The 24188-nt window shown below is 53.9% G+C and carries 19 protein-coding genes, 5 tRNA genes and 1 pseudogene; 4 read left to right on the forward strand and 21 right to left on the reverse strand.

The window, feature by feature from the left end; all coding sequences use genetic code 11:
- The 19 genes and pseudogenes from CIK87_RS09980 to rpsU all read right to left on the reverse strand — a co-directional run.
- Nucleotides 1-339: pseudogene (locus CIK87_RS09980) on the reverse strand (hypothetical protein); the annotation flags it as partial.
- 6 nt (nucleotides 340-345) lie between these two features.
- Nucleotides 346-846 carry an RNA polymerase sigma factor gene (locus tag CIK87_RS09985; protein WP_094387052.1) on the reverse strand — a complete coding sequence of 167 codons (501 nt, stop codon included), beginning with the start codon at nucleotides 844-846 and terminating at the stop codon, nucleotides 346-348.
- Nucleotides 847-1120: 274 nt separating this feature from the next.
- A complete protein-coding gene (gene rpoC / locus CIK87_RS09990; RefSeq protein ID WP_094387053.1) occupies nucleotides 1121-5440 on the reverse strand; it encodes a DNA-directed RNA polymerase subunit beta' in 4320 nt (1439 codons plus the stop codon).
- Nucleotides 5441-5467: 27 nt separating this feature from the next.
- Nucleotides 5468-9280: a DNA-directed RNA polymerase subunit beta gene (gene rpoB, locus CIK87_RS09995; protein WP_022309503.1), complete on the reverse strand. Its 3813-nt coding sequence runs from the start codon at nucleotides 9278-9280 to the stop codon at nucleotides 5468-5470.
- Between the two features lie 134 nt (nucleotides 9281-9414).
- Nucleotides 9415-9792: a 50S ribosomal protein L7/L12 gene (rplL, locus tag CIK87_RS10000; RefSeq protein WP_094387054.1), complete on the reverse strand. Its 378-nt coding sequence runs from the start codon at nucleotides 9790-9792 to the stop codon at nucleotides 9415-9417.
- A gap of 77 nt (nucleotides 9793-9869) precedes the next feature.
- A complete protein-coding gene (gene rplJ, locus CIK87_RS10005; RefSeq protein ID WP_022309505.1) occupies nucleotides 9870-10385 on the reverse strand; it encodes a 50S ribosomal protein L10 in 516 nt (171 codons plus the stop codon).
- A gap of 18 nt (nucleotides 10386-10403) precedes the next feature.
- Nucleotides 10404-11096, reverse strand: a complete 693-nt coding sequence (gene rplA / locus CIK87_RS10010; RefSeq protein WP_022309506.1) for a 50S ribosomal protein L1 — start codon at nucleotides 11094-11096, stop codon at nucleotides 10404-10406.
- Nucleotides 11097-11116: 20 nt separating this feature from the next.
- Nucleotides 11117-11557, reverse strand: coding sequence for a 50S ribosomal protein L11 (gene rplK, locus CIK87_RS10015; RefSeq protein ID WP_022309507.1), 441 nt, complete (start codon nucleotides 11555-11557; stop codon nucleotides 11117-11119).
- A 90-nt stretch (nucleotides 11558-11647) separates the two neighbouring features.
- Entirely contained in the window at nucleotides 11648-12193 is a 546-nt protein-coding gene (gene nusG / locus CIK87_RS10020) for a transcription termination/antitermination protein NusG (protein ID WP_094387055.1), read from the reverse strand.
- 8 nt (nucleotides 12194-12201) lie between these two features.
- The gene (secE, locus tag CIK87_RS10025; protein WP_022309509.1) at nucleotides 12202-12393 is read right to left on the reverse strand and encodes a preprotein translocase subunit SecE; all 192 of its coding nucleotides are present in this window, start codon (nucleotides 12391-12393) and stop codon (nucleotides 12202-12204) included.
- Between the two features lie 16 nt (nucleotides 12394-12409).
- Nucleotides 12410-12482 (reverse strand) — tRNA-Trp (locus CIK87_RS10030).
- 62 nt (nucleotides 12483-12544) lie between these two features.
- On the reverse strand, nucleotides 12545-13741 hold the full coding sequence (gene tuf, locus CIK87_RS10035; RefSeq protein ID WP_094387056.1) for an elongation factor Tu: 1197 nt from the start codon (nucleotides 13739-13741) through the stop codon (nucleotides 12545-12547).
- A 99-nt stretch (nucleotides 13742-13840) separates the two neighbouring features.
- Nucleotides 13841-13912, reverse strand: a tRNA-Thr gene (locus CIK87_RS10040).
- Nucleotides 13913-13920: 8 nt separating this feature from the next.
- Nucleotides 13921-13993, reverse strand: a tRNA-Gly gene (locus CIK87_RS10045).
- A gap of 6 nt (nucleotides 13994-13999) precedes the next feature.
- Nucleotides 14000-14082: transfer RNA gene (locus CIK87_RS10050), tRNA-Tyr, on the reverse strand.
- 36 nt (nucleotides 14083-14118) lie between these two features.
- Nucleotides 14119-14192, reverse strand: a tRNA-Thr gene (locus tag CIK87_RS10055).
- Between the two features lie 102 nt (nucleotides 14193-14294).
- The gene (gene hpf / locus CIK87_RS10060; RefSeq protein ID WP_022309647.1) at nucleotides 14295-14594 is read right to left on the reverse strand and encodes a ribosome hibernation-promoting factor, HPF/YfiA family; all 300 of its coding nucleotides are present in this window, start codon (nucleotides 14592-14594) and stop codon (nucleotides 14295-14297) included.
- A 29-nt stretch (nucleotides 14595-14623) separates the two neighbouring features.
- Nucleotides 14624-15502 carry a tyrosine recombinase XerC gene (gene xerC / locus CIK87_RS10065; RefSeq protein ID WP_254046545.1) on the reverse strand — a complete coding sequence of 293 codons (879 nt, stop codon included), beginning with the start codon at nucleotides 15500-15502 and terminating at the stop codon, nucleotides 14624-14626.
- Nucleotides 15503-15584: 82 nt separating this feature from the next.
- Nucleotides 15585-15776: a 30S ribosomal protein S21 gene (gene rpsU / locus CIK87_RS10070; RefSeq protein ID WP_022309645.1), complete on the reverse strand. Its 192-nt coding sequence runs from the start codon at nucleotides 15774-15776 to the stop codon at nucleotides 15585-15587.
- A gap of 23 nt (nucleotides 15777-15799) precedes the next feature.
- On the opposite strand from rpsU, the gene CIK87_RS10075 reads away from it, so the two are divergent.
- A complete protein-coding gene (locus tag CIK87_RS10075) occupies nucleotides 15800-16273 on the forward strand; it encodes a hypothetical protein (protein ID WP_144008178.1) in 474 nt (157 codons plus the stop codon).
- Between the two features lie 257 nt (nucleotides 16274-16530).
- On the opposite strand, the gene CIK87_RS14740 is transcribed toward CIK87_RS10075, so the two are convergent.
- Nucleotides 16531-16659 carry a hypothetical protein gene (locus tag CIK87_RS14740; RefSeq protein ID WP_256388301.1) on the reverse strand — a complete coding sequence of 43 codons (129 nt, stop codon included), beginning with the start codon at nucleotides 16657-16659 and terminating at the stop codon, nucleotides 16531-16533.
- A 27-nt stretch (nucleotides 16660-16686) separates the two neighbouring features.
- Nucleotides 16687-17907, reverse strand: coding sequence for a hypothetical protein (locus CIK87_RS10080; RefSeq protein ID WP_094387059.1), 1221 nt, complete (start codon nucleotides 17905-17907; stop codon nucleotides 16687-16689).
- A 225-nt stretch (nucleotides 17908-18132) separates the two neighbouring features.
- Between CIK87_RS10080 and CIK87_RS10085 the strand changes: the two genes are divergently transcribed.
- The 3 genes from CIK87_RS10085 (at nucleotide 18133) to CIK87_RS10095 (ending at nucleotide 24155) form a co-directional block, all read left to right on the forward strand.
- On the forward strand, nucleotides 18133-19620 hold the full coding sequence (locus CIK87_RS10085; RefSeq protein WP_094387060.1) for a hypothetical protein: 1488 nt from the start codon (nucleotides 18133-18135) through the stop codon (nucleotides 19618-19620).
- Nucleotides 19621-19629: 9 nt separating this feature from the next.
- Nucleotides 19630-22983 carry an AAA domain-containing protein gene (locus CIK87_RS10090; RefSeq protein WP_094387099.1) on the forward strand — a complete coding sequence of 1118 codons (3354 nt, stop codon included), beginning with the start codon at nucleotides 19630-19632 and terminating at the stop codon, nucleotides 22981-22983.
- A 227-nt stretch (nucleotides 22984-23210) separates the two neighbouring features.
- Nucleotides 23211-24155: a DMT family transporter gene (locus tag CIK87_RS10095; protein ID WP_094387061.1), complete on the forward strand. Its 945-nt coding sequence runs from the start codon at nucleotides 23211-23213 to the stop codon at nucleotides 24153-24155.
- Nucleotides 24156-24188 lie beyond the last annotated feature (33 nt).

A 24188-nucleotide genomic window follows, 5' to 3' on the forward strand; every position in this document is an offset into this window, starting at 1 on the left:
GGCGGGGAGCGGCTCAGCTACGGGGATGGCAGTGGGGATGGCTTGGGCAGTGGTGGAGGCGGTGTCGGAAGGAGCTAAACGGCACACGGCGATGACCACGGCTGCCACGACTGAGGCTGCTGCCATCCAGGGCATCATCCGGCGCAGGGTAAGCGCACGAGACTTGGGGCTGGGGGCGGCATAGGCGGTAAACATGAGTCTGAAGGTGGCCCACTCGACAGGAATATCAGTGGCGGTGCGGAAAAAACGCTCCAGCGTCTGCTCTTCGCTGAGCGACGTGGTGCCCTGCATGTAGCGCTCAAGGAGCCGGGCTATGGTGGCATAATCGGGATTTCTCATAAGGCTTTATCTACGTTTGTCCAATTCTTCATAAATCGCTTTGCGGGCTCTCGCCAAGAGGGTGCTGACCGACTTGGGGGCTATGCCCACGATGCGGGCTATCTCGTCGTGGCTGCGGTGCTCGACCTGACGCATGTAGAAAACCTGCTGCTGTACTGAGGGCAGGCGCCGCATCTGACTGTCGAGCCACTCGAGGTTCTCGTGGTGCTGAAGGCTGACATCGGGCTGGGCGTAAACCGAAGCGGCAAGCTGGCGGAGGGCGTCGGCAAGAGGGAGGCGGGATGACTGGCGACGGCAGGCATTGAGAGCCAGGCGACGGGCGATGGTGGCAGTGAGGGCTTCGGGCGACTCGACACGCTCCAACGCGGCAAGGAGTTGCCACAGGCGTATCATCGTGTCTTGGGCGACATCCTCGGCGCCTTCGGCATCACTTCCGGCGCCGACAGCTGCGGTGAGCGCCACCTGGCGCAGTCGCGGGACAAGGCTGATGAACTGGTTTTCGGTCATTGTACTGTGGCTTTGTTACACCAATAAGACACATAAGGCGGATGAAACCAAACGGGAATTAACATTTTTAACAATTCTGCCGACTCCACAGCAATCTGCAGAGCTACGGCGTAGCCGTCATGCAGCCGGCGGATAATGCTCCAAATCGCATGATCAAGCAGTCTGGGGCTCCATACAAAACTCAATAACGGCTGTATCATTGAAAAAAAGCGAGAGCCGCATAACCCTGAATGGGCCGGCGGCTCTCGCTTATGTTGTAATCAAGGGAAAAACCTTAGATGTTGCTGTCCTTGACGTCGATGTCGAGGATGTTCTTCTTGTTGGCCTCGATGCGCTCGTAATCCTCACGCGAACCAACGATGAGCTTGTCAAACTGGCGCAGACCTGTACCGGCGGGGATGCGGTGACCGCAGATAACGTTCTCCTTCATACCCTCGAGGCGGTCTTGCTTGCCACGGATGGCAGCCTCGTTGAGCACCTTGGTGGTCTCCTGGAACGAAGCGGCAGACATGAAGCTCTTGGTACCGAGGGCAGCACGGGTGATACCCTGGAGTATCTGGGTGGCTGTGGCCTGGACGGCATCGCGCACCTGGACGAGGCGCAGGTCGCGGCGCTTGAGGCTTGAGTTCTCGTCGCGCAGCTTGCGGAGAGTGATAATCTGACCAGCCTTGAGGTTCTCGGAGTCGCCGGCGTCGGTGACTACCTTCTTGCCCCAGATGCGGTCGTTCTCCTCGGCGAAGTCGAGCTTGTCTACGAGTTCCTGCTCAAGGAATGTGGTGTCGCCCGGATCATTAATCTGAACCTTGCGCATCATCTGACGCACGATAATCTCGAAGTGCTTGTCATTGATCTTCACACCCTGGAGGCGGTAAACGTCCTGTACTTCGTTGACGATGTACTCCTGCACGGCGGTGGGACCCTTGATGGCAAGGATGTCATTGGGAGTGATGACACCATCGGAGAGTGGAGTTCCGGCACGCACGGCATCGTGCTCCTGCACGAGCAGCTGCTTGCTCAGATTGACAAGATACTTATGGGGTTCGCCGTGCTTGGGCGTAACGATGATCTCGCGGTTACCACGCTTGAGCTTGCCCATAGTGACCTCGCCATCGATCTCAGATACGACTGCGGGGTTAGAGGGGTTGCGGGCCTCGAAGAGCTCGGTAACTCGTGGGAGACCACCGGTGATGTCACCAGCACCTCCTACGGCACGTGGAATCTTAACGAGAGTGGCACCGGTAGATACCTTCTGTCCGTCTTCTACCACTACGTGACAGCCTACGGGGAAGTTGTAGGTACCGAGCACATTGCCGTCGGCGTCTAGCACATCGCAGGTAGGAACCTTGGTGTGGTCCTTGGCGTCGATGATAATCTTCTCGGAAAGACCTGTGGTATCGTCGGTCTCGGCCTTGAAGGTGACACCGTCGATGACGTCGTTGAAGCGCAGTGTACCGGCATATTCGGTAACGATGAGCGCATTGAAGGGGTCCCACTTGGCGATGAGGTCGCCCTGCTTGACGATGTCGCCGTGCTTGTTGTAGAGGATAGAACCGTAGGGCAGGTCGAGGGTAGAGAGGACAATATCGGTATTGGGGTCGATGAATCGGATCTCGCCCAGACGGCTTACGACCATACGGCAATCCTTGGACTCGTCGTCGCGGAAGGGAACGTCGCGCACCTCTTCAAACTCGATGCGGGCATTGTTCTTGGCAACGATGCTGGCGTTGGCGGCTGCATTACCAGCCACACCACCGGCGTGGAATGTACGCAGTGTAAGCTGTGTACCAGGCTCACCGATGGCCTGAGCGGCGATGACACCGGCAGCTTCGCCCAGCTGTACCATACGCGAGGTGGCGAGGTTGCGGCCATAGCACTTGGCGCAGATACCGCGCTTGCTCTCACAGGTAAGTACGGAGCGGATTTCTACCATCTCGATGGGTGACTTCTCGATGATGTCGGCCTTCTCCTCATTGATTTCCTCACCGGCGGCGCAGATGAGCTCGCCAGTGGTGGGATGGATGATGTCATGGACAGACACACGGCCGAGGATGCGCTCGCCGAGAGAAGATACAATCTCGTCGCCATTCTTGAGCGCACGGCACTCGAGGCCACGCAGTGTACCGCAGTCTTCCTGGGTAATGATGACATCGTGAGACACGTCGACCAGACGACGGGTAAGGTAACCGGCGTCGGCAGTCTTCATAGCGGTATCGGCAAGACCCTTACGGGCACCGTGGGAAGCGATGAAGTACTCGAGCACTGACATACCCTCCTTGAAGTTGGAGAGGATAGGATTCTCAATAATCTGAGCGCCCTCGGCACCTGCCTTCTGGGGCTTGGCCATCAGACCACGCATACCGGAGAGCTGCTTGATCTGGTCCTGAGAACCACGGGCTCCGGAGTCGAGCATCATGTATACGGCGTTGAAGCCCTGGTCGGCTTCGGTCATTTCCTTCATCAGGACATCACCCAACTCGTCGTTGACGTGGGTCCAGGCATCGATAACCTGGTTGTAACGCTCGTTGTCGGTGATGAAACCCATGTTATAGTTGTTGGTAATCTCCTCGACCTCGCGCTGTCCCTTCTCTACGATAGCTTCCTTCTCAACAGGGATGATGATATCGTCGAGGTTGAACGACAGACCGGCTACATAGGACATGTGGTAACCCAGGTTCTTGATGCCGTCAAGGAAGGCGCAGGCGCGAGCCATACCGACTGCCTTGATAACGCGGGCGATGATGCCACGGAGTGACTTCTTGGAGATGATTTCATTGACGAAGCCCAGTTCATCGGGGATAATCTGATTGACTACCACGCGGCCAACAGAGGTCTCGACAATATGCTTGACGGGCTGACCCTCAACGATATCGTCGACGAGCACCTTAACAGGAGCGTGGAGGTCGCACTTGCCGTCGTTGTAGGCGATGATGGCCTCTTCGGGACCGTAGAAGCTCAGACCCTCGCCCTTGGCTCCGGGACGGAGCTTGGTGATATAGTAGAGACCGAGCACCATGTCCTGAGAAGGCACGGTGATAGGAGCGCCGTTGGCAGGGTTGAGGATGTTGTGGCTCTGGAGCATCAATATCTGTGCCTCGAGTACAGCCTCGTTGCTCAAGGGAAGGTGGACAGCCATCTGGTCACCGTCGAAGTCGGCGTTGAACGCAGTACATGCCAGCGGGTGGAGCTGGATGGCTTTGCCCTCGATGAGCTTGGGCTGGAAGGCCTGGATACCCAGACGGTGCAGTGTAGGAGCACGGTTGAGGAGCACGGGGTGACCCTTCATGACATTCTCGAGGATGTCCCAGATGACGGGCTCACGACGGTCTACTATCTTCTTGGCACTCTTGACAGTCTTGACGATGCCACGCTCGATGAGCTTGCGGATGATGAATGGTTTGTAGAGCTCGGCAGCCATCAGCTTGGGCAGACCGCACTCTCCCATCTTGAGCTCAGGACCAACGACGATAACCGAACGCGCAGAATAGTCGACACGCTTACCGAGAAGGTTCTGACGGAAGCGTCCCTGCTTACCCTTGAGTGAGTCGGAGAGTGACTTGAGCGGACGGTTGCTCTCGCTCTTCACGGCACTGGCCTTGCGAGAGTTGTCGAAGAGAGAGTCGACAGCCTCCTGGAGCATACGCTTCTCGTTGCGGAGAATCACCTCGGGAGCCTTGATTTCGACGAGTCTCTTCAGACGGTTGTTGCGGATGATGACACGACGGTAGAGGTCGTTGAGGTCGGATGTGGCAAAGCGGCCACCGTCGAGGGGTACGAGCGGACGAAGCTCGGGGGGGATGACGGGAAGTATCTTCATAATCATCCACTCGGGCTTATTGACCTCCTTGGACGAGCGGAAAGCCTCGACAACCTGCAGGCGCTTCAGAGCCTCGGTCTTGCGCTGCTGGCTGGAGTCATTGTTGGCTCGGTCGCGCAGCTCGTAAGAGATAGAGTCGAGGTCGAGGTCGGTAAGGAGGTCGCGGATAGCCTCGGCACCCATCTTGGCGATGAACTTGTTGGGATCATCGTCGGGGAGGAGCTGGTTGTTGGGGTCGAGCTGGGTATCGAGAATGTTCAGATACTCGTCTTCGGTGAGAAGGTCCATGCGGTGAGAACCGTTGATCTCGAGTCCGTCCTTGTCGGTGCGGCCCTCAAAGGCTCCGGGCTTGATGACGATATACTTCTCGTAGTAGACCACAGCGTCGAGCTTCTTGGTAGGCATTCCGAGCAGATAGCCAATCTTGTTGGGCAGTGAACGGAAATACCAGATATGTGCGATTGGCACTACCAGTTCTATATGACCTGAGCGCTCGCGGCGTACCTTCTTCTCGGTAACCTCGACACCGCATCGGTCGCAGACGATACCCTTGTAGCGTATGCGCTTGTACTTGCCGCAGGCGCACTCATAGTCCTTGGTAGGACCGAAGATGCGCTCGCAGAAGAGTCCGTCACGCTCTGGCTTATAGGTACGATAGTTAATCGTCTCTGGTTTGGTAACCTCGCCAAACGAATTTTCCAGGATTTCTTCGGGAGAAGCCAATCCGATGGTAATCTTCGTAAAATTATTCTTTATTTTTGTATCTTTCTTAAAAGCCATTGTCTTGAAATAATTAAGGGTTCTCGTTTAATCAAGTTTGATACTCAAACCAAGACCACGGAGTTCGTGGAGAAGTACGTTGAGTGACTCGGGGATACCGGGAGTAGGCATGGCATCGCCCTTGACGATAGCCTCGTAAGCCTTGGAACGTCCTACGACGTCATCACTCTTGATGGTCAGAATCTCCTGGAGCACATGGCTTGCGCCGAATGCCTCAAGAGCCCAAACCTCCATCTCTCCGAAACGCTGACCACCAAACTGGGCTTTACCACCGAGTGGCTGCTGGGTAATCAAGCTGTACGGACCGATAGAACGGGCGTGCATCTTGTCTTCTACCATGTGGCCGAGCTTCAAGAAGTAGGTCATACCGATGGTAGCGGGCTGGTCGAACTTCTCGCCGGTCTCACCATCATATATATAGGTAGAGCAGAGGCGGGGCAGACCTGCCTTGTCGGTCCACTCGGAGAGGTCGTTGAGCTTGGCACCGTCGAAGATAGGAGTGGCAAACTTGACACCGAGCTTCTTACCGGCAGCACCGAGGATGGCTTCGAAGATCTGACCGAGGTTCATACGAGAGGGCACACCCATAGGGTTGAGCACCAGGTCTACAGGACGTCCGTCCTCGAGGAAAGGCATATCCTCGGCACGTACGACCTTGGAAACGATACCCTTGTTACCGTGACGACCAGCGAGCTTGTCGCCCACCTGAATCTTACGCTTCTTGGCGATATAGACCTTGGCCATCTGCAGGATGCCTGAAGGCAGCTCGTCGCCAATGGTGATGGCAAACTTGCGGCGCTTCAGCTCGGCATCGAGCTGCTTGTACTTGCGGATATAGTTCATGATGAGCTTCTGGATAAGGCCGTCGGTATGCTCGTCGCCAGTCCAGCCATTGCTCTGGATGCCGTCGTACTCGAGGTTCTTCAGCGCAGTAGCGGTGAAGGTAGAACCCTTGGAGATGATTTCGGCACCGGTATAGTCCTTGATACCCTCACACTTCTTGTCTTCGGTGAGTTCAAGGAGCTTGTCAACGAGGATATCCTTCAGGTCCTCATTCTTTGCCTCGTATTCCTCGTCAATCTTGGCCAGAACAATCTTGTCCTGCTTCTTGGACTCACGAGTCTTGATGGCACGAGAGAAGAGCTTCTTGTCGATAACCACACCGCTGAGTGATGGATTGGCCTTGAGTGAAGAGTCCTTCACATCGCCGGCCTTGTCGCCGAAGATGGCGCGCAGCAGCTTCTCCTCGGGTGAGGGGTCGCTCTCGCCCTTGGGCGAAATCTTACCGATGAGTACATCGCCTGGCTCTACGCGGGCTCCGACGCGGATAACACCGTTCTCGTCAAGGTCCTTGGTAGCCTCTTCGCTCACATTGGGGATATCAGAGGTAAACTCTTCCACACCACGCTTGGTCTCACGCACGTCGAGTGAATACTCGTCGACATGTACGGAAGTGAGCACATCCTCACTTACCAGGCGCTCAGAGATAACGACGGCGTCCTCATAGTTGTAACCCTTCCATGGCACGTAGGCTACGAGCAGGTTGCGACCCAGGGCCAGCTCACCATTCTCGGTGGCATAACCCTCGGTGAGGATATCACCGGCTTTCACACGCTGACCCTTGTCGCAGATAGGACGAAGGTCGATGGTCATATTCTGGTTGGTACGACGGAACTTGGGAATGCGATACTCCTTGAGAGCAGGCTCGAAGCTGACAAAGTCTTCCTCCTCGGTGCGGTCGTAGAGAATACGGATGGTGGTGGCGTCAACATACTCGATGACACCGTCGCCCTCGGCGGTAATCATGGTGCGTGAGTCCTCGCAGACCTTCTTCTCCAGACCGGTACCTACGATAGGTGCATCGTTGTGGAGCAATGGCACTGCCTGGCGCATCATGTTACATCCCATCAGCGCACGGTGACCGTCATCGTGCTCGAGGAAAGGAATAAGACCTGCTGAAACAGAAGCAATCTGCTGGGGAGCAACGTCCATGTAATCTACCTGGGTAGGAGCAACTACTGGATAGTCGGCATCCTGACGGCACTTTACAACCTTGCGGATGAAGTTGCCCTCGGGAGTAAGGGGAGCATTGCCCTGACCGATAATCTTGGCCTCTTCCTCCTCTGCGGTAAGGTATACCACGTCCTTGTTGTCCATGTCGGCCTTGCCGTCAACAATCTTACGGTAAGGTGTAACGATGAAGCCGAGGTCGTTAATCTTGGCATACAGACAGAGTGATGAAATAAGACCGATGTTAGGACCTTCAGGACTCTCGATAGGACACAGACGGCCGTAGTGAGTATAGTGTACGTCTCGAACCTCGAAACCGGCACGCTCACGAGAAAGACCGCCAGGACCAAGGGCCGAAAGACGACGCTTGTGGGTAACCTCGGCAAGGGGGTTGGTCTGGTCCATGAACTGGCTCAGAGGGTTGGTACCGAAGAATGAATTGATAACGCTCGAGATGGTCTTGGCGTTAATCAGGTCGGTAGGAGTAAACACCTCATTATCACGAACGTTCATGCGCTCACGGATGGTACGGGCCATACGGGCAAGACCGATAGAGAACTGGTTGGCCAACTGCTCGCCTACCGTGCGTACACGGCGGTTGCTCAGGTGGTCGATATCGTCAACGGTAGCATTGGAGTTGACGAGCTGGATAAGATATTTGATAATCTCGATGATATCTTCCTTGGTAAGCACGCGGACATCAGACTCGGTGTTCAGGCCCAACTTCTTGTTGATACGGTAGCGGCCCACCTCGCCCAAGTCGTAACGCTTGTCAGAGAAGAACAGATTCTGGAATACTTCCTTGGCACTGGCATCATCGGCAGGGTCAGCATTACGCAGCTGGCGATAGATGTAGAGCACGGCCTCCTTCTCAGAGTTAGAGGGGTCTTTGGCCAATGTATTGAAGATGATAGAATACTTGTTACCGGCTTCGGCATCCTTGTGCAGGAGAATGCTCTGAGCTCCACTTTCCAGAATCTCAGGTATCATCTCCTCGGTGATGACTGTCTCACGCTCAACGATAACTTCCGAACGGTCAATAGATACTACTTCACCAGTATCTTCATCCACGAAATCCTCGTTCCAGCGAGTCACCACGCTACCGGCAACCTTGCGGCCTACGCAGGCCTTGAGGTTCTTCTTGTTGACCTTTACCTCCTCGGCAAGGTCGAAGATGCGCAGAATGTCCTTATCGCTTTCATAACCGATGGCACGCAGCAGTGTCGTAACAGGCAATTTCTTCTTACGGTCGATATAAGCATACATTACATTATTTATATCGGTCGCAAACTCAATCCAAGAGCCCTTGAATGGAATGATACGTGCGCTGTAAAGCACAGTACCGTTGGCATGCACACCCTGACCGAAGAATACACCCGGTGAACGGTGCAGCTGGGCAACTACCACGCGCTCAGCACCGTTGATAACGAATGTACCGTTGCTTGTCATGTAAGGAATGGTACCGAGGAACACGTCCTGGATGACGGTTCCGAAATCCTCGTGGTCGGGGTCGGTACAAAACAGCTTCATCTTAGCCTTCAAAGGCACACTATATGTAAGGCCACGCTCCAGACACTCGTCTATGGTGTAACGCGGCGGATCAATATAGTAATCCAAGAACTCAAGAACGAAGTTATTGCGAGTATCGGTGATAGGGAAGTTCTCAGCGAACACCTTATACAGACCGTCATTCTTGCGTTCTTCAGGCGGAGTTTCCAACTGTAAAAAGTCCTTGAAAGACTTCAACTGCACATCGAGAAAATCCGGGAAAGGGTACGGATTATGCACGCTGGCAAAATTTACTCTGTTATCGACAATTTTTGTAGCCATAAATGAATTAAATGATCTGTTATAAAAGCCCGAAAGAGCGGGCTGGGCATCAGCGTCTATAGAAAGACACAAAAAGGTTAGGACTCACCGACTGGGCAAATCCTAACCATATTTAAGAGAAAACTGAGTTCTTATTACTTGAGCTCTACCTTAGCGCCAGCTTCCTCGATAGCCTTCTTCAGGTTCTCAGCCTCTTCCTTAGAGAGACCTTCCTTAACTGTAGCAGGAGCAGCGTCTACGAGATCCTTAGCCTCTTTCAGACCAAGACCGCAAGCCTCCTTAACAGCCTTAACTACCTGGAGCTTTGTAGCACCTACCTCAGCGAGGACAACATCGAAAGATGTCTTCTCCTCAGCTGCGGCTGCACCAGCAGCAGCAGGACCAGCAGCAACAGCAACAGCTGCAGCTGCGGGCTCAATACCGTACTCGTCCTTCAGGACTGTTGCCAACTCATTTACTTCCTTAACAGTAAGATTTACTAATTCTTCTGCAATAGCTTTAATGTCTGCCATTTTATTCTAAATTTTAATTGTTCTTGTAATAAATATATCTTTGACTTTATGTAATTGTAATTGTTACATTGCAATTATTATTCAGGACGCTCGCCTAAAGTCTTGAGCACACCGTGGATGGTGTTTGCGCCTGACTGAAGAGCAGAAACAACGTTCTTGGCGGGAGACTGAAGCAAAGCAACAATATCTGCGATAACTTCGTTCTTGCTCTTGATAGCCACGAGTTCCTCGAGCTGGTTAGCTCCGAAGAAACCCTCCTCTGCGTAAGCAGCCTTAAGTGCGGGGATACCCTCTTTGGTATATTCCTTAAGCAACTTGGCAGGTACATTCGCTGTGTGAGCGAAGAGGACGGCGGTGCTACCCTTCAGGCTACCGTAGAGCTCAGAGAAATCAATCTCAGACTCTTCCATTGCCTTGTGGAGAAGGGTGTTCTTCACAACGACCATCTTGATTTCACTCTTGAAGCACTGGCGACGGAAATCACTGGTTTTCTCTGCATTCAATCCTGTTACGTCAACAAGATAGAAATGGGGATATTCCTTGAGTTTCTGTCCAAGCTCTGCTATAATAGTATCTTTAAGTTCTTTCTTCATTGTACAAAACTTTTAGAGTTATTCAACTGATTTAGGATCAATCTTGATACCCTTACTCATAGTGCTTGAAATAAAGATACTCTTGATATATGTACCTTTAGCAGCAGCAGGCTTCAACTTGATAACGGTCTGGATAAACTCCTTAGCGTTACCATAAATCTGCTCGGCGGTCATATTAACCTTACCGATAGAGGTGTGGATGATACCAGCCTTATCTACCTTGAAGTCAATCTTACCCTGCTTAACGTCCTTAACTGCCTTAGCAACATCCATAGTTACAGTACCGCTCTTGGGGTTAGGCATAAGACCACGAGGACCGAGTACACGGCCGAGGGGACCTACTTTACCCATGCAAGAGGGCATTGTGATGATGACATCGATATCTGTCCATCCGCCTTTGATCTTCTCAATATATTCATCAAGACCAACGTAGTCGGCACCTGCCTCCTTGGCAGCTGCTTCCTGATCGGGAGTACAGAGGGCGAGTACACGCGTAACCTTACCTGTTCCGTTAGGAAGAGATACTACGCCACGAACCATCTGGTTTGCCTTACGGGGGTCAACACCAAGACGAACGTCCACGTCAACAGAAGCCTCAAACTTGGTAGTGGTAATTTCCTTGACCAGCTCTGTAGCCTCCTTGAGTGTGTACATCTTCCCTGCTTCAACCTTCTCAGCGACTGATTTTTGATTTTTTGTCAGTTTACTCATCTTTAATTGAAGTTTTTAAATTATTCTCCAGGGAAGTCCCCTTTTACAGTGATACCCATACTGCGAGCAGTACCGGCAACAAGTCTCATAGCGCTCTCGATAGTGAAACAGTTCAAGTCAGCCATCTTGTCTTCGGCGATAGCCTTTACCTGATCCCAGGTTACGGTTGCCACCTTCTGACGGTTGGGCTGGGCTGAACCACTCTTTACCTTGGCCACCTCTTTCAACTGCACAGCTGCGGGAGGAGTCTTGATAATAAAGCTGAAAGACTTGTCTGTATAATAAGTGATAACAACAGGAAGTATCTTACCTGCCTTATCCTGGGTTCTGGCGTTGAACTCTTTGCAGAATCCCATAATGTTGATACCCTTAGAACCCAAAGCAGGACCTACGGGTGGTGAAGGATTCGCAGCGCCACCTTTAATCTGTAATTTGATTAATCCAGCAACTTCTTTAGCCATTTTTGTTAATAATTGATTTTTTGTTAATTATCAGTCTGAAGAGTGGAAGCCTCTCGACTTGTTAGGAAGACACACCGTAACAATATGCGCCTATCCTTCTTTTTCTACTTGCATGAAATTCAACTCAAGCGGTGTCTTGCGTCCGAAGATTTTCACCATAACCTTGAGCTTGCGCTTTTCGGTGTTCACCTCTTCGATGATACCGGTAAATCCGCTGAAAGGACCGTCGGTAACCTTGACAACCTCGTTTACCTCGTAAGGGATGTTTACGTCTGCGGCAAACTCAGCTTCCTCAGCAGCACCGAGCATACGGTTGATATCGCTCTGGGGAACAGGTGAGGGATTGTCAAGACCTCCGAGGAAACCTAAACAGTTGGGCATAAAGCGCAAAGTATGTGCAACATCACCGATGAGTGTTGCCTGCACAAAAACATATCCTGGCAGAGAGATTTTTTCCTTCTCCACGCGACGACCGTTACGCTGAGAATATGTCTTCTCTGTAGGAATAAGTACCTGAGCTACATTAGCACTGAGCAAATCGTTGTGTTTGATTTCGGCCTCAATATATTCTTTGAGCTTGGCCTCCTTGCCACTAACGGCGCGCAGTACATACCAATTCATTCCAGTTTCTGCCATTGTTACCTTTAATTAGGATAGATGGTAGTCATCACAAAACGGAAAAAACTATCCATTGCGAAAACAACAAGAGCCACCACAACAGAAGCAGACAGCACAACAACAGCGCTATGCGTCAGCTCAGCGTATGACGGCCAAGTGGTCTTATGTACAAGTTCGTTATAACAAGCCTTGCAATAATTTCCTATTTTCTTAAACATATATTTTTTATTTTTGCACGGGTTGGAGGGCTCGAACCCCCGACACCTGGTTTTGGAGACCAGTGCTCTACCAACTGAGCTAAACCCGTAAGAAAGTCTCCGCAACCGCAGCTGCGGAGACTTGTATTTAGTTTTTCAACTAATTCTCTGATTACTTAACGTCGTCGAGGATAGCTGTGATCTGACCAGAACCTACTGTACGACCACCCTCACGGATAGCGAAACGGAGACCCTCGTTCAGAGCAACCTTGTAAATCAAGGTAACCTCAATCTCTACGTTGTCACCAGGCATTACCATCTCAACTCCCTCAGGAAGTTTGATTTCACCGGTACAGTCCATAGTACGGAGATAGAACTGAGGACGATACTTGTTACCGAATGGAGTGTGACGGCCACCCTCTTCCTTCTTCAATACATAGATAGAAGCCTTGAAGTGATCGTGAGGAGTGATAGCACCGGGATGCACAACTACCATACCACGCTTAACCTCGTTCTTGTCGATACCACGGAGAAGCAGACCTACGTTGTCACCAGCCTCACCCTCAGCAAGAATCTTGCGGAACATCTCAACACCAGTGATAACTGACTTCTTGTCCTCACCGAGACCGAGCAGCTGAACTTCGTCACCTACCTTACACTTACCAGTCTCGATACGACCTGTAGCAACAGTACCACGGCCAGTGATTGAGAACACGTCCTCAACAGGCATCAAGAAAGGCTTATCAACCTCACGAACAGGCTCCTGGATCCATGTATCAACAGTATCCATCAGTTCGAGAACCTTGTCCTCCCACTTCTCAACACCGTTCAGAGCACCGAGTGCAGAACCGCGGATGATAGGAGTATCCTCTTCATAGCCATACTGCTCGAGAATCTCGTGAAGCTCCATCTCAACGAGCTCCAGCATTTCCTCGTCGTCTACCATATCGCACTTGTTCAGGAATACTACCAGACGGGGAACGTTTACCTGACGAGCGAGAAGCACGTGCTCACGTGTCTGAGGCATAGGACCATCAGTAGCAGCACAAACCAGGATAGCACCGTCCATCTGAGCAGCACCAGTAACCATGTTCTTTACATAGTCAGCGTGACCGGGACAGTCAACGTGTGCATAGTGACGTTTAGCTGTTTCATACTCAATGTGAGCAGAGTTGATAGTGATACCACGCTCTTTCTCCTCAGGAGCGTTGTCAATCTGGTCAAATGACTTAACTTCCTCGCCAGTACCCAGTCTCTTGTGAAGAACGAGAGAGATGGCAGCTGTCAAAGTAGTCTTACCGTGGTCAACGTGACCGATAGTACCGATGTTTACATGCGGTTTGGTACGTACGAATTCTTCTTTAGCCATAGCTTTGATATTTAATTTTTATAATGAAAATCAGTTTAAATTAATATATTGTTTGTTTTCCATATCCTTTCCGTTCTGCCGGAATGAGATAAGAATTAGAGCTGTAACTGAGAGTTGAACTCAGGACCTCTTCCTTACCAAGGAAGTGCTCTACCACTGAGCTATTACAGCAAATTTAGAGCGGAAAACGGGGCTCAAACCCGCGACCCCCAGCTTGGAAGGCTAGTGCTCTATCAACTGAGCTATTTCCGCGTTGAGTGGGTGGTGATGGATTCGAACCACCGAAGGCGAAAGCCAGCAGATTTACAGTCTGCCCCATTTGGCCACTCTGGTAACCACCCATATTTTTACGGTCATGCGTCCGTTTCCGTTTCTTGAGCCTCTTGTCGGATTCGAACCAACGACCCCGAGATTACAAATCACGTGCTCTGGCCAACTGAGCTAAAGAGGCAAATCCTTGCAGCCGCCGAGCGACTCGTTTTTAGGACGTGTTGTAAAACGGCTGCAAAGATACGCATTATTTTTCTATTGCCAAAACTTTTTGCAGTTTTTTTTAATGGCTACGCTGTTTTTCCTTGAATTTGGTGAGTTGAACCTTCAGGCTCTCGACACACTGGTCAATACTTTCCTCAAATGTGTCACAAGTCTTTTCAACATAAAGGTCCTTGCCGGTCACACCCACAGTCACGCAGGCTTGCTTGTTGAGAGCGGTGGCAGGCTTCACCACTTTTAATTGCACCTCTACTTTCTGAATATCTTCATAAGTTTTTTCCAACTTGGCGATTTTCTTTTCGACAAACGCCTGTAACTTCTCGGTAGCGTCGAAATGTATCGACTGAATCTTAACTTCCATAATTACCTCCTTTTTATTTAATTAAAGAGTTACGCCCTTGGATGGGCTTCTTGATATACTCGCTTGAGTTGCTCAAAGGTGGTATGGGTGTAGATTTCGGTCGTAGAGAGACTCTCATGACCCAACAGTTTCTTCACACTTTCCAGACCAGCCTCGTGATTGAGCATAGCGGTAGCGAAGGTATGGCGGAGCACATGGGGCGACCGTTTGCTGAGCGTGGATACAAGCGACAGACATCGCTTCACCTCGTTTCTTACCTGGTCACCGCTCATCCTCTCTCCCTTGCGAGTCACAAACAGGGCGCCGTTACCGGCCTTGACCTGCTCATCACGCACCCTTATATATATTAATAAGGTGTGCTCCAGTTCCTCACCCAGAGGGATGATGCGCTGCTTGTTGCGCTTTCCCAACACTTTGACAGCATGGTTAGCCCAGTCTATCGCCGTGCCGTCCAGTCCTGTCAATTCAGAGAGACGTATGCCTGTCTCGTAAAAAGTCATCAGCATCGTCCGTGCCCTTACGCTTTCGAAGTCATCACCCCACTCCACCACATCCAGAAGCCGGTTCATCTCCTCTTCTTTCAGAAATTGCGGCAGAGGCTTTGCCTTCTTCGGGCCCTTAATCATCCTCGACGGGTCGCGGGCTACCTTTTGGTGAGCCAGAGCATAACGGTAAAACGAGCGAAGAGCACTCAGTCTGCGATTAACAGAAGTAGCTCTATTGCCTTTATCCATCATGCTTTCCATCCATCCACGGATGACATCGGCATCGACAGTCTCCCAGGAAAGCAGCATGTCCAAATTTTTGAAATATGCCTCAAAAGCCTTCAGGTCTTCGGCATAACTGCTAACAGTCAACTCTGAACGGTTCTTTTCAAACCGCAAGTAGTCCAAAAATTCGCCAATCATCGCCATCGCGCCTATTACATTACTGTTTTCGGCAACGAATATACGGAAATTAATTCAAACTACCAAATTTTCGGAGGAAAAATTATTCCTCTTCCTGACGGAGCTTCTGTACGTAGATGGCGTGTTCCATCTTGAGACGCTTCAAAACAGAAGGCTTATCAAACTGCTGACGAGAGCGGAGTTCCTTAATAACACCTGTCTTTTCGAATTTTCTCTTGAACTTCTTGAGAGCTCTTTCGATGTTCTCACCATCTTTTACTGGTACAATAATCATTGTCTTGTTTTTATTAATTAATTATGTTAAACTTATTGCTTTCGGGCATGCGCCCAATAATAGCGGCTGCAAAATTACTGCTATTTTGTCACTTGGGCAAGTTTTTTGCCCTATTTTTTCACAAAACGGCTGAAATTGTTGCATTTACGCCGTTCAGCGCCACTATCTCCAGCCCATTCCAGCCCATAGATACGCCCTCCGCAGTCCCCGTTTTTGGGGCGGAGATTATGGATGGAAGTCGGGGAAGGACTGATGCAAAAAGGGAGATTATCGGCGCTTTCGCCGAGGACATCGTCAGAATTGCCGAGGGCACCTTCACACTTCCTGAGGGTACCTTCACGGTCGCCGAGGGTATCTTCACGGTCGCCGAGGGTATCTTCAGAATTATTGCGAGGAGGGATATGGATATTTCATGGCTTGAAATGATTGTTGCGGAGCTTGATACTGGTATTGCGTGTCACGAAATTACTCTGATAGGATGCTGCATGGGAATGTGAATGGCTAACGGATGAGCGAAGCGGGTAATAGGTGCGACAAAGTGGTCAAACTTGCAGACAAAGCGGGCAACGGATGTAGCAAGATGGGTAGCCGTGTACAACAAAGTGGGCTGCAATGCACAATAAAGTGGATGGTCAGGGACTATAAAGTGACTGCCCTTATATATATAATAATGTAGGGAATGGAAGAAATGGTGATTTGCCTGTTGGTGGCGATTGCTACAACGCTGGGAGCGGCTGGGAGGGCGGCTGGGCTTCTATCCTCTCTTCCTCGGACTGTCGTGGATTTCCTCGGGGTTGTCGTGGATATTCTTGAAGTAGTCACGGATATTCTCGGGGCTGTCGCTGATATCCTCGGGGCTGTGGTGGCTCAACCTCTTGTCCATCCCGCCGCCACAGCCAGCCACACGGTGCTACCACTGGTCACCGCTATAGCCGTTGTGACGGAAGGGGAATTCGTCCTCTTCCTTAGGGACAAACATCGAGTCGTCTTCGCTCTCGCCGTCCATACGGGCAAGCGTCTGGCTGTTCTTGAAACAGGTCCCGAGATAGTCGTTGCGATGAAAATATCTGCCGAGCACCTCGCGGTAGTCATCAAAGGCCTGCGGCGATGGCGTCTCGGTGAATATACGGGCAATCGCAGCCTCAACCTCATCAATACCGCAGTCCTCGGCCAGACAGGAGAGCGCACCCAAGGCATAGGTCCAACCCCGCTTGGCATAACGGGTGACGAGCCTTACCACCCGCTTCCAGCAGGCATTGTCTATACGACAGCCGTAGAGCCTCGACACGACCAACACGCCAAGATAATCGAGCCTCGCGTCGCCACACCACGACTCCACGATGTCGAGGAAGTAGTTGCAGTCGTCCTCGGGCGAAGCGAGCAGCATCTTCAGCCCCGTCTCGTCCCTACAGTCGATATACTCTTCCACCTCTGCCATGCGGCGCTGGCAGTCCTCGAGTATGCTCACCATCCGCGCGTCGGGCTCTATCCCCACCCCGTGCAGGAAGAACTGGTGCAGGTTGTCTATCAGCGGTTCGTCGTTGCACTGGAATGCGAACAACATCTCCAGAAGGAACTGCGGAGTCTGGTTCTGACAGTAATCTTCGGCATAGAAGGGGTTGGGCTCGCCCCGCTCGTCATACTTGTCGATGCAACCCAGCACATCCAGGGCGTCGGAGTCGCGGGCAAGCGCCTTTTCCACATAGTGGCGCGTGTAGCGGTTGTCTGGGCCCTCCCGGAGACTGCAGTCGTCGAGGAAGAGACGCAGCGCATATCTGTTGTAGTCCCTGCCCTCGCTGTAGGCGGCATAGACGCTGGCGGCATCGGTCCATCCATAGCGCTCGACGAGCTGCCTGTTCTTGTCCACGAAATCGATGCTGCAGTCTACCTCTGCCTCCTGACTCAGCAGTTCGTCTGCCAGCAGTATGGCGAGCCCGCTGCCTATGGCGCTATCCAGCTCGGGTATCATCGGAGCCATCTCGCGCCTGCCCACCTGCGTCCTGCCCACATAGGGGTATAGCATCAGACGGCGCACCGAGCTCTCGTCTACCTCTACGGTCATCACCATATCGCGGGCCGTCACCCAGTCCCTGACCTTCACGTCTACTATCACTTGTATCATATCTTCCATTTCCGTTATGCTTGCCGGCACCATGCCAACAGTCTGCGAAATTAGCGAAAATCATTCTGTCCACAGCGCTCGAGATACGTATAAAACTCTGCCGGACCCACTTTTTCTCCCTACTTGTCATGGCCAGACAAAAAAGTGTGCCCTTTTGCACCCATTACTCGTTTTTTATTTTTACCTTTGTCACACATTGACAATCGCATTACACCTATTTATATTATATAGACAATGAAGACATCTAAGAAGTGGACCATCCACATTGCCTGTTATGTGATAGCTGCCCTCGCGCTATCCGTTCTCAACGAGTTGCACCCTGCGGTGAAATACCGCACAGAAGTAATCGAGCCACAGTCCGAGGCCCTGCAGCCCACGGCAGTCATCGATCTGGACAACGACAACCCCTATGCCTACGCCGGACAGGAGAGCGACGGCAAACTGTATCTCTATGCCGACAGACAGCTGGCGGTCATGAACCCGCGCGTCTCCGAGAACCGCAATCTGACATTCATGCAGATTGTCACCACTGCCGACGGCGCTATGGAGCTCCACGTCAAGGGCTTCATCAATGTCGACGCCCAGGGCCACTACTCGCTCGACGATGCCGGCAATGTGGGCAAGCCTATGGTCATCAAGCAGGTCAAGGACGGCGAGCCCATCATGCAGAACATATCCAATATCGACACCAAGCGGTATAAGATACGCCTCCTGCGCAATGCCCCTCTCGGCATCAATGCCGACGCCGTGGCCAAGGCAGCCCAGCGCGTGAGCCCCGACTACACCCCCGCACCCCAGCCCGACCCACAGCAAGAGAAGGTGCAGGAGTATATCCACAACAAGAGCCTGCTGGTCTACAAGAGTACCATCTTCTACTCGCTCCTGGGCATCACCGTGCTGGCAGTGATTATGGCCATCCTGCTCTTTGCCGAGCGCGACGAGATAGAGTTGGGTCCGAAGAACAAGATAACCACCTGCGACGACGAGCTGACCATCAGCACCGAGTACCAGAAGATGCCCAAACTGCTCCTGGTGAGCAACTATCTCTTGCTGGCCCTCATCGCCGTCATCACGGTATGCCTCTGCGTGCCCCTGCTGACCGAGACCATCTTCGCCAATCTCTTTGCCGGTTTCTTTGAAGGTCTGGGCGCCATCATCATGCTCACGGCACTGGCCTGCGCCATGGCCTACAACTGCTGGATGATGAGCCGCCACATCAAGGATGCTGAGGCCTGCGATACCGACAAGGGCTTCTGGCTCACTGCCGTCGAGATACTGATGGTGATTGTGGTCAACACCGTGGTGGTGGCCATGTGGCTGCCCGTATCGCTGATACCCGTCTTCGGCATCAACGTGATACTCGCCCTGCCCAACATCATCATCGCCTATGCCACCAGCGCCCACCGCTCCGAGCTCCACTGGATGCTGCCCATCCACGAGATATACAAGTGGATAAGCGGCTTCACCGTACTGGCCTTCGTCGTGCTGCTGTGGATATTCAACTGTCTGCTCCAGGGCAAGGTGCGCAGTGACAAGCTCGAAGCCGCCGCCAACGCCAAGCGCCAGCTCTCTGAGGGCAATGACTTCTATGCCACCGGAGAAGACGGCAAGCTGCACCACTTCCAGCGCGTAGGCTCCAGCGACGAGTGGCGCGACCTCAGCGATGAAGGCGGCCAGATCTACTACCGCAATGGCACCGTATTAACACGTGCTGCCTACTAAGAGAACATGATGCCAGATACAGCCACACTACTCTACCGGCGTGTAGAGGCACTTGCAGACCTCGACAGCGATACCGTCGAGGTGCGCAACAGGAGTCTGCACGCCGCCCTGGCGCAGGTGTGCCATGAGGGAGTCAAGGATACGGGCATGGCCTTTGGCAACCTGTTTTCGCAGGTCGACTACCTGTGTCGCAGCCGTGCCGTGGGCGCCGCCGACAGGCAGGAGATACAGACCATGCGCCGCCACTCCAACAGCACCGAGCCCATCGCCGATGCCGACTGGCCCTACGACCTGCGCGCGCTGGCTCTGCTCGTGTCGGCAGTCACCTCCACCGACGTGCCCTCGGCCCTCGTGGGCCGTCTGCCCGTCATGGGGCGTCCCGCCGACCTCAGCCACACCATAGACCGCCGCTATCTGCGCTGCGTGGTCACCGACCATGACGACCAGCTTATCCACGTCCATGCCGACGGCGAAAGCACGGGCGACACCTACACCGTCGACTACACCGCCCACAGCTATCTGCAGCCCCTGCTCAAGCGCGGCATGCAGCTCAACCTCATCGACTGCCACAAGGGCAAGCACCTCGAGCCCGGACTCATCATTGTCGAGCCCGACTATCTGCTCGACATCAGCCAGATAGCGCGCTGCTTCACCGACTACGGCCACCATCCCCTCGCCTATGTCGCCAACAGGCTCAGCCCTACCGCCAACTCCTATGCCATACTCCTGGGTAACTTCGCCGGGCGCGCCCTCGACGACATCATCAACCACCCGACGGACTACGACTGGCTCGACACCCTGCGTACCAACTTCCGCGAGCGGGCGCTCGACTACTGCACCTGCCCCGACTTTGCCGGCGGAGCCACATTCAAGGTCGACGCCAAGGCGCAGATCGACAATCTGTGCGGCATCGTAGACAATCTCTTCGCCCCCGACCCCGCCTCGCGCCGCAGTCCCTACAGGCGCGACCAGGCCATCCTCGAACCTTCCTTCGTGTGCGAGCGGCTGGGCATCCAGGGTCGTATCGACCTCATGACCACCGACATGCGGCTGCTGGTCGAACAGAAGTCGGGGCGCAACTACAATATCGAGCGCGGATATGCCAACCAGTATGGCTCCTTCCAGAAGGAGGACCACTATGTGCAGCTGCTGCTCTATGCAGGGCTGCTGCGCCAGAACTTCGGACTGGGCCACCGCAAGACCGACATACGCCTGCTCTACTCCAAGTATCCCCTGCCCGGCGGACTGGTAGCCGTCAACGAGTACCAGGCCCTCTTCCGCGAGGCTATTGCCCTGCGCAACCGCATCGTGGCGCAAGACTACGCCATAGCCCACGACGGGTTTGGCAGCATCATCGACCAGCTCACCCCCGAGACCATCAACGAGCGACAACTGTCTACCCGCTTCTTCTCCGACTACATTCTGCCACAGCTCCAACGCCTGCTCACTCCGCTCCACACCATGAGCGCCGTAGAGCACGCCTACTTCTGCACCATGGCGACATTCGTGATGCGCGAGCAGCTGGCTGCCAAGGTGGGCAGCAATGAGGGCGTAAGTGCCAGCATGGCCGACCTGTGGAACATGCCGCTCGCCACCAAGCGCGAGATGGGCAACATCTACACCGGGCTCACCATCACTGGCAAGGAGAAGAGCAAGGGACGCGGCGGATGGGACATCGTCAGCCTCGACGTGCCCGACCAGGGCGAGGACTTCCTGCCCAACTTCCGCCCGGGCGACTCGATATATCTCTATGCCTACACCGACACCCCCAACCCCACCGGCGCCATCCTCTTCAAGGGTTCGATAGTGACGATGAGCCAACACAGCATCACCGTGCACCTCAACGACGGCCAGCAGAACGAACATATACTCGCCGACAGCACCTATGCCGTAGAGCACAGCGGTTCCGACAACACCTTCACCGCCAATCTGCGCAGTCTGAGCGAACTGATACACGCGCCGAGCGACCGCCGACAGCTGCTCCTCTCGCAGCGCGAACCCACAGCCGACACCTCGCGACGGCTCACCCGCCCCTACAGCCCCACCTACGACGCCACGCTGCTCAAGGTCAAGCAGGCCAATGACTTCTTCCTGCTCGTGGGCCCGCCGGGAACCGGCAAGACATCGATGGCGCTGCGCTTCATGGTCGAAGAGGCACTCTGCGACCCCGACGCATCGCTGCTGCTCACCTCGTACACCAACAGGGCGGTAGACGAAATCTGCGCCATGCTCACCGAGGCGGGCATAGACTATCTGCGCATAGGCAACGAGTACACCTGCGACCCCCGCTTCCGCGACCAGTTGCTCGACAGGCGCGTGGGCGAGACTCCCAGACTCGACCACGTGCGCCAGACGCTGCTCTCGGCCCGCGTGGTCGTGGCTACCACCACCACGCTGCAGAGCCGCACGCCCCTCTTCACGCTGCGCCGCTTCTCCCTGGCCATCATCGACGAGGCCAGCCAGATACTCGAGCCTTCGCTGATGGGGCTGCTCACCCATATCGACAAGTTTGTCATGGTGGGCGACTACAAGCAGCTGCCGGCAGTGGTGCAGCAGCCCGCCGCGCTGTCGCAGACCACCGACCCGCTGCTCACAGCCATCCATCTCACCGACTGCCGCAACTCGCTCTTCGAGCGGCTTTACCGCCGCGAGATGGCATTGGGTCGCACGCAGTTTGTGGGCATCCTGCGACGTCAGGGACGCATGCACCCCGACATCGCAAGTTTCCCCAACGAGATGTTCTACCGTCGCGAGCAGCTGGAGTGTGTGCCCCTGCCCCACCAGCAGACCGACGTCATCTACCCCACGCCACTGCCCCACGCCGCCGACGGTCTCGACACGCTTCTCCACCATCACCGCCTGCTCTACTTCCCCTCGGCCGGCAATCTCTCGCCCACCCAGTCAGACAAGGTCAACCCCGTAGAGGCGAGGATAGTAGCCCGGATAGTCGGGCGGATATACTCCTACTGTGGCAAGGACTTCGACCCCGACCGCACGGTGGGCGTCATCGTGCCCTACCGCAACCAGATAGCCATGATACGTCGCGAGATTGAGCAGATGGGCATCGAGCCGCTCACCCGCATATCCATCGACACCGTAGAACGGTATCAGGGGTCGCAGCGCGATGTTATCGTCTACTCGTTTACCATCCAGCACGCCTACCAGCTGGACTTCCTCACCGCCAACTGCATGGAGGAAGACGGCCTGGTGATAGACCGCAAGCTCAACGTGGCGCTCACGCGTGCCCGCAAGCAGCTCATCATTACCGGACACGAACATACGCTGCGCCAGAACGCGCTCTTCGCAAAACTCCTGGACCATATACGCAGCAGGGAGGGATATGCCGAGCCGCAAGAAGAGTAGCCCGGTCGTGGGAACAAGGATAATCGGCAGAGACCATATCGCAGAGGCTTTGCCACAAACGATTGTGGTGGCCGCACGGTCCTCGCATGACTGGAATACAGACAATTGGCAGACGGGGATAAAAAAAGTGGGCAGTCATGGCGTGGCATGGATAGATTATTAGTACCTTTGCACCGTCAAACAGAGCTGCCGCTACGGTTGCGGGCTGCTACACAACAGATATCTCTATGCTTAGCAACACTACTAAAGGTTATATTCTGGCTGCCATCGCAGCCGCAAGTTACGGAACCAATCCCCTCTTCGCCCTGCCCCTATATAAAATAGGTATGAACCCCGAATCGGTTCTTTTCTTCCGCTATATGACCGCCATACCTATGCTGGCAGCTATGCTGATGATGCGCGGACGCGGTTTCGGACTACGCCGGCACCAGATACTGCCACTCGTGGCGATGGGTCTGATAATGGCCCTCTCGTCGCTCACCCTCTTTGAGAGCTACAACCACATGGCGGCAGGCATAGCCTCAACGCTGCTCTTCGTCTACCCCATCATGGTGGCGGTCATCATGGCACTCTTCTTCAAGGAGCGGCTCACCATCACCACCATCCTCTGCATCGTGATGGCTCTGAGCGGAATAGGGCTGCTCTATCGTGGCAGCGACGGCGACACACTGAGTCTGGTGGGCACGCTTCTGGTCATGGCATCGTCGCTGAGCTACGCCATATACATCGTGGGCGCCAACCGCCCCATGCTGAGCGAGATCCCCACGCTCAAGATTACCTTCTACGTGCTGGTGTTCGGCGCTGTAATCTTTGCCGGACGCTTTGCCACCGGCACGCCCTTCACCATGCCCGCCACCAGCCAGTGGTATATGTGGGCCGACGTGGTGGCGCTGGCGCTCTTCCCCACCGCCATCTCCTTCCTCTGCACCACGGCTGCCATCCAGCGCATTGGCTCTACGCCCACCGCCATACTGGGAGCGCTGGAGCCCGTGACAGCCATCATCTTCGGCGTGCTCGTCTTCGGCGAGACCCTCACCCCGCGCGACATGGTGGGTCTGACGCTCATCATCGCGGCTGTGACAATGGTGGTAGGCGGAAGCAAGACAGGCGAATACCTGATGCGTCTGCGCCGTATGTTCCCACGCATACTCAACCGCGTACGCCACAAGTGAGGAAAGATTTAGGCGCATAAATTTGTAAGTCAG

The sequence above is a fragment of the Prevotella sp. P5-64 genome (assembly GCF_002251285.1).
GTDB lineage: Bacteria > Bacteroidota > Bacteroidia > Bacteroidales > Bacteroidaceae > Prevotella.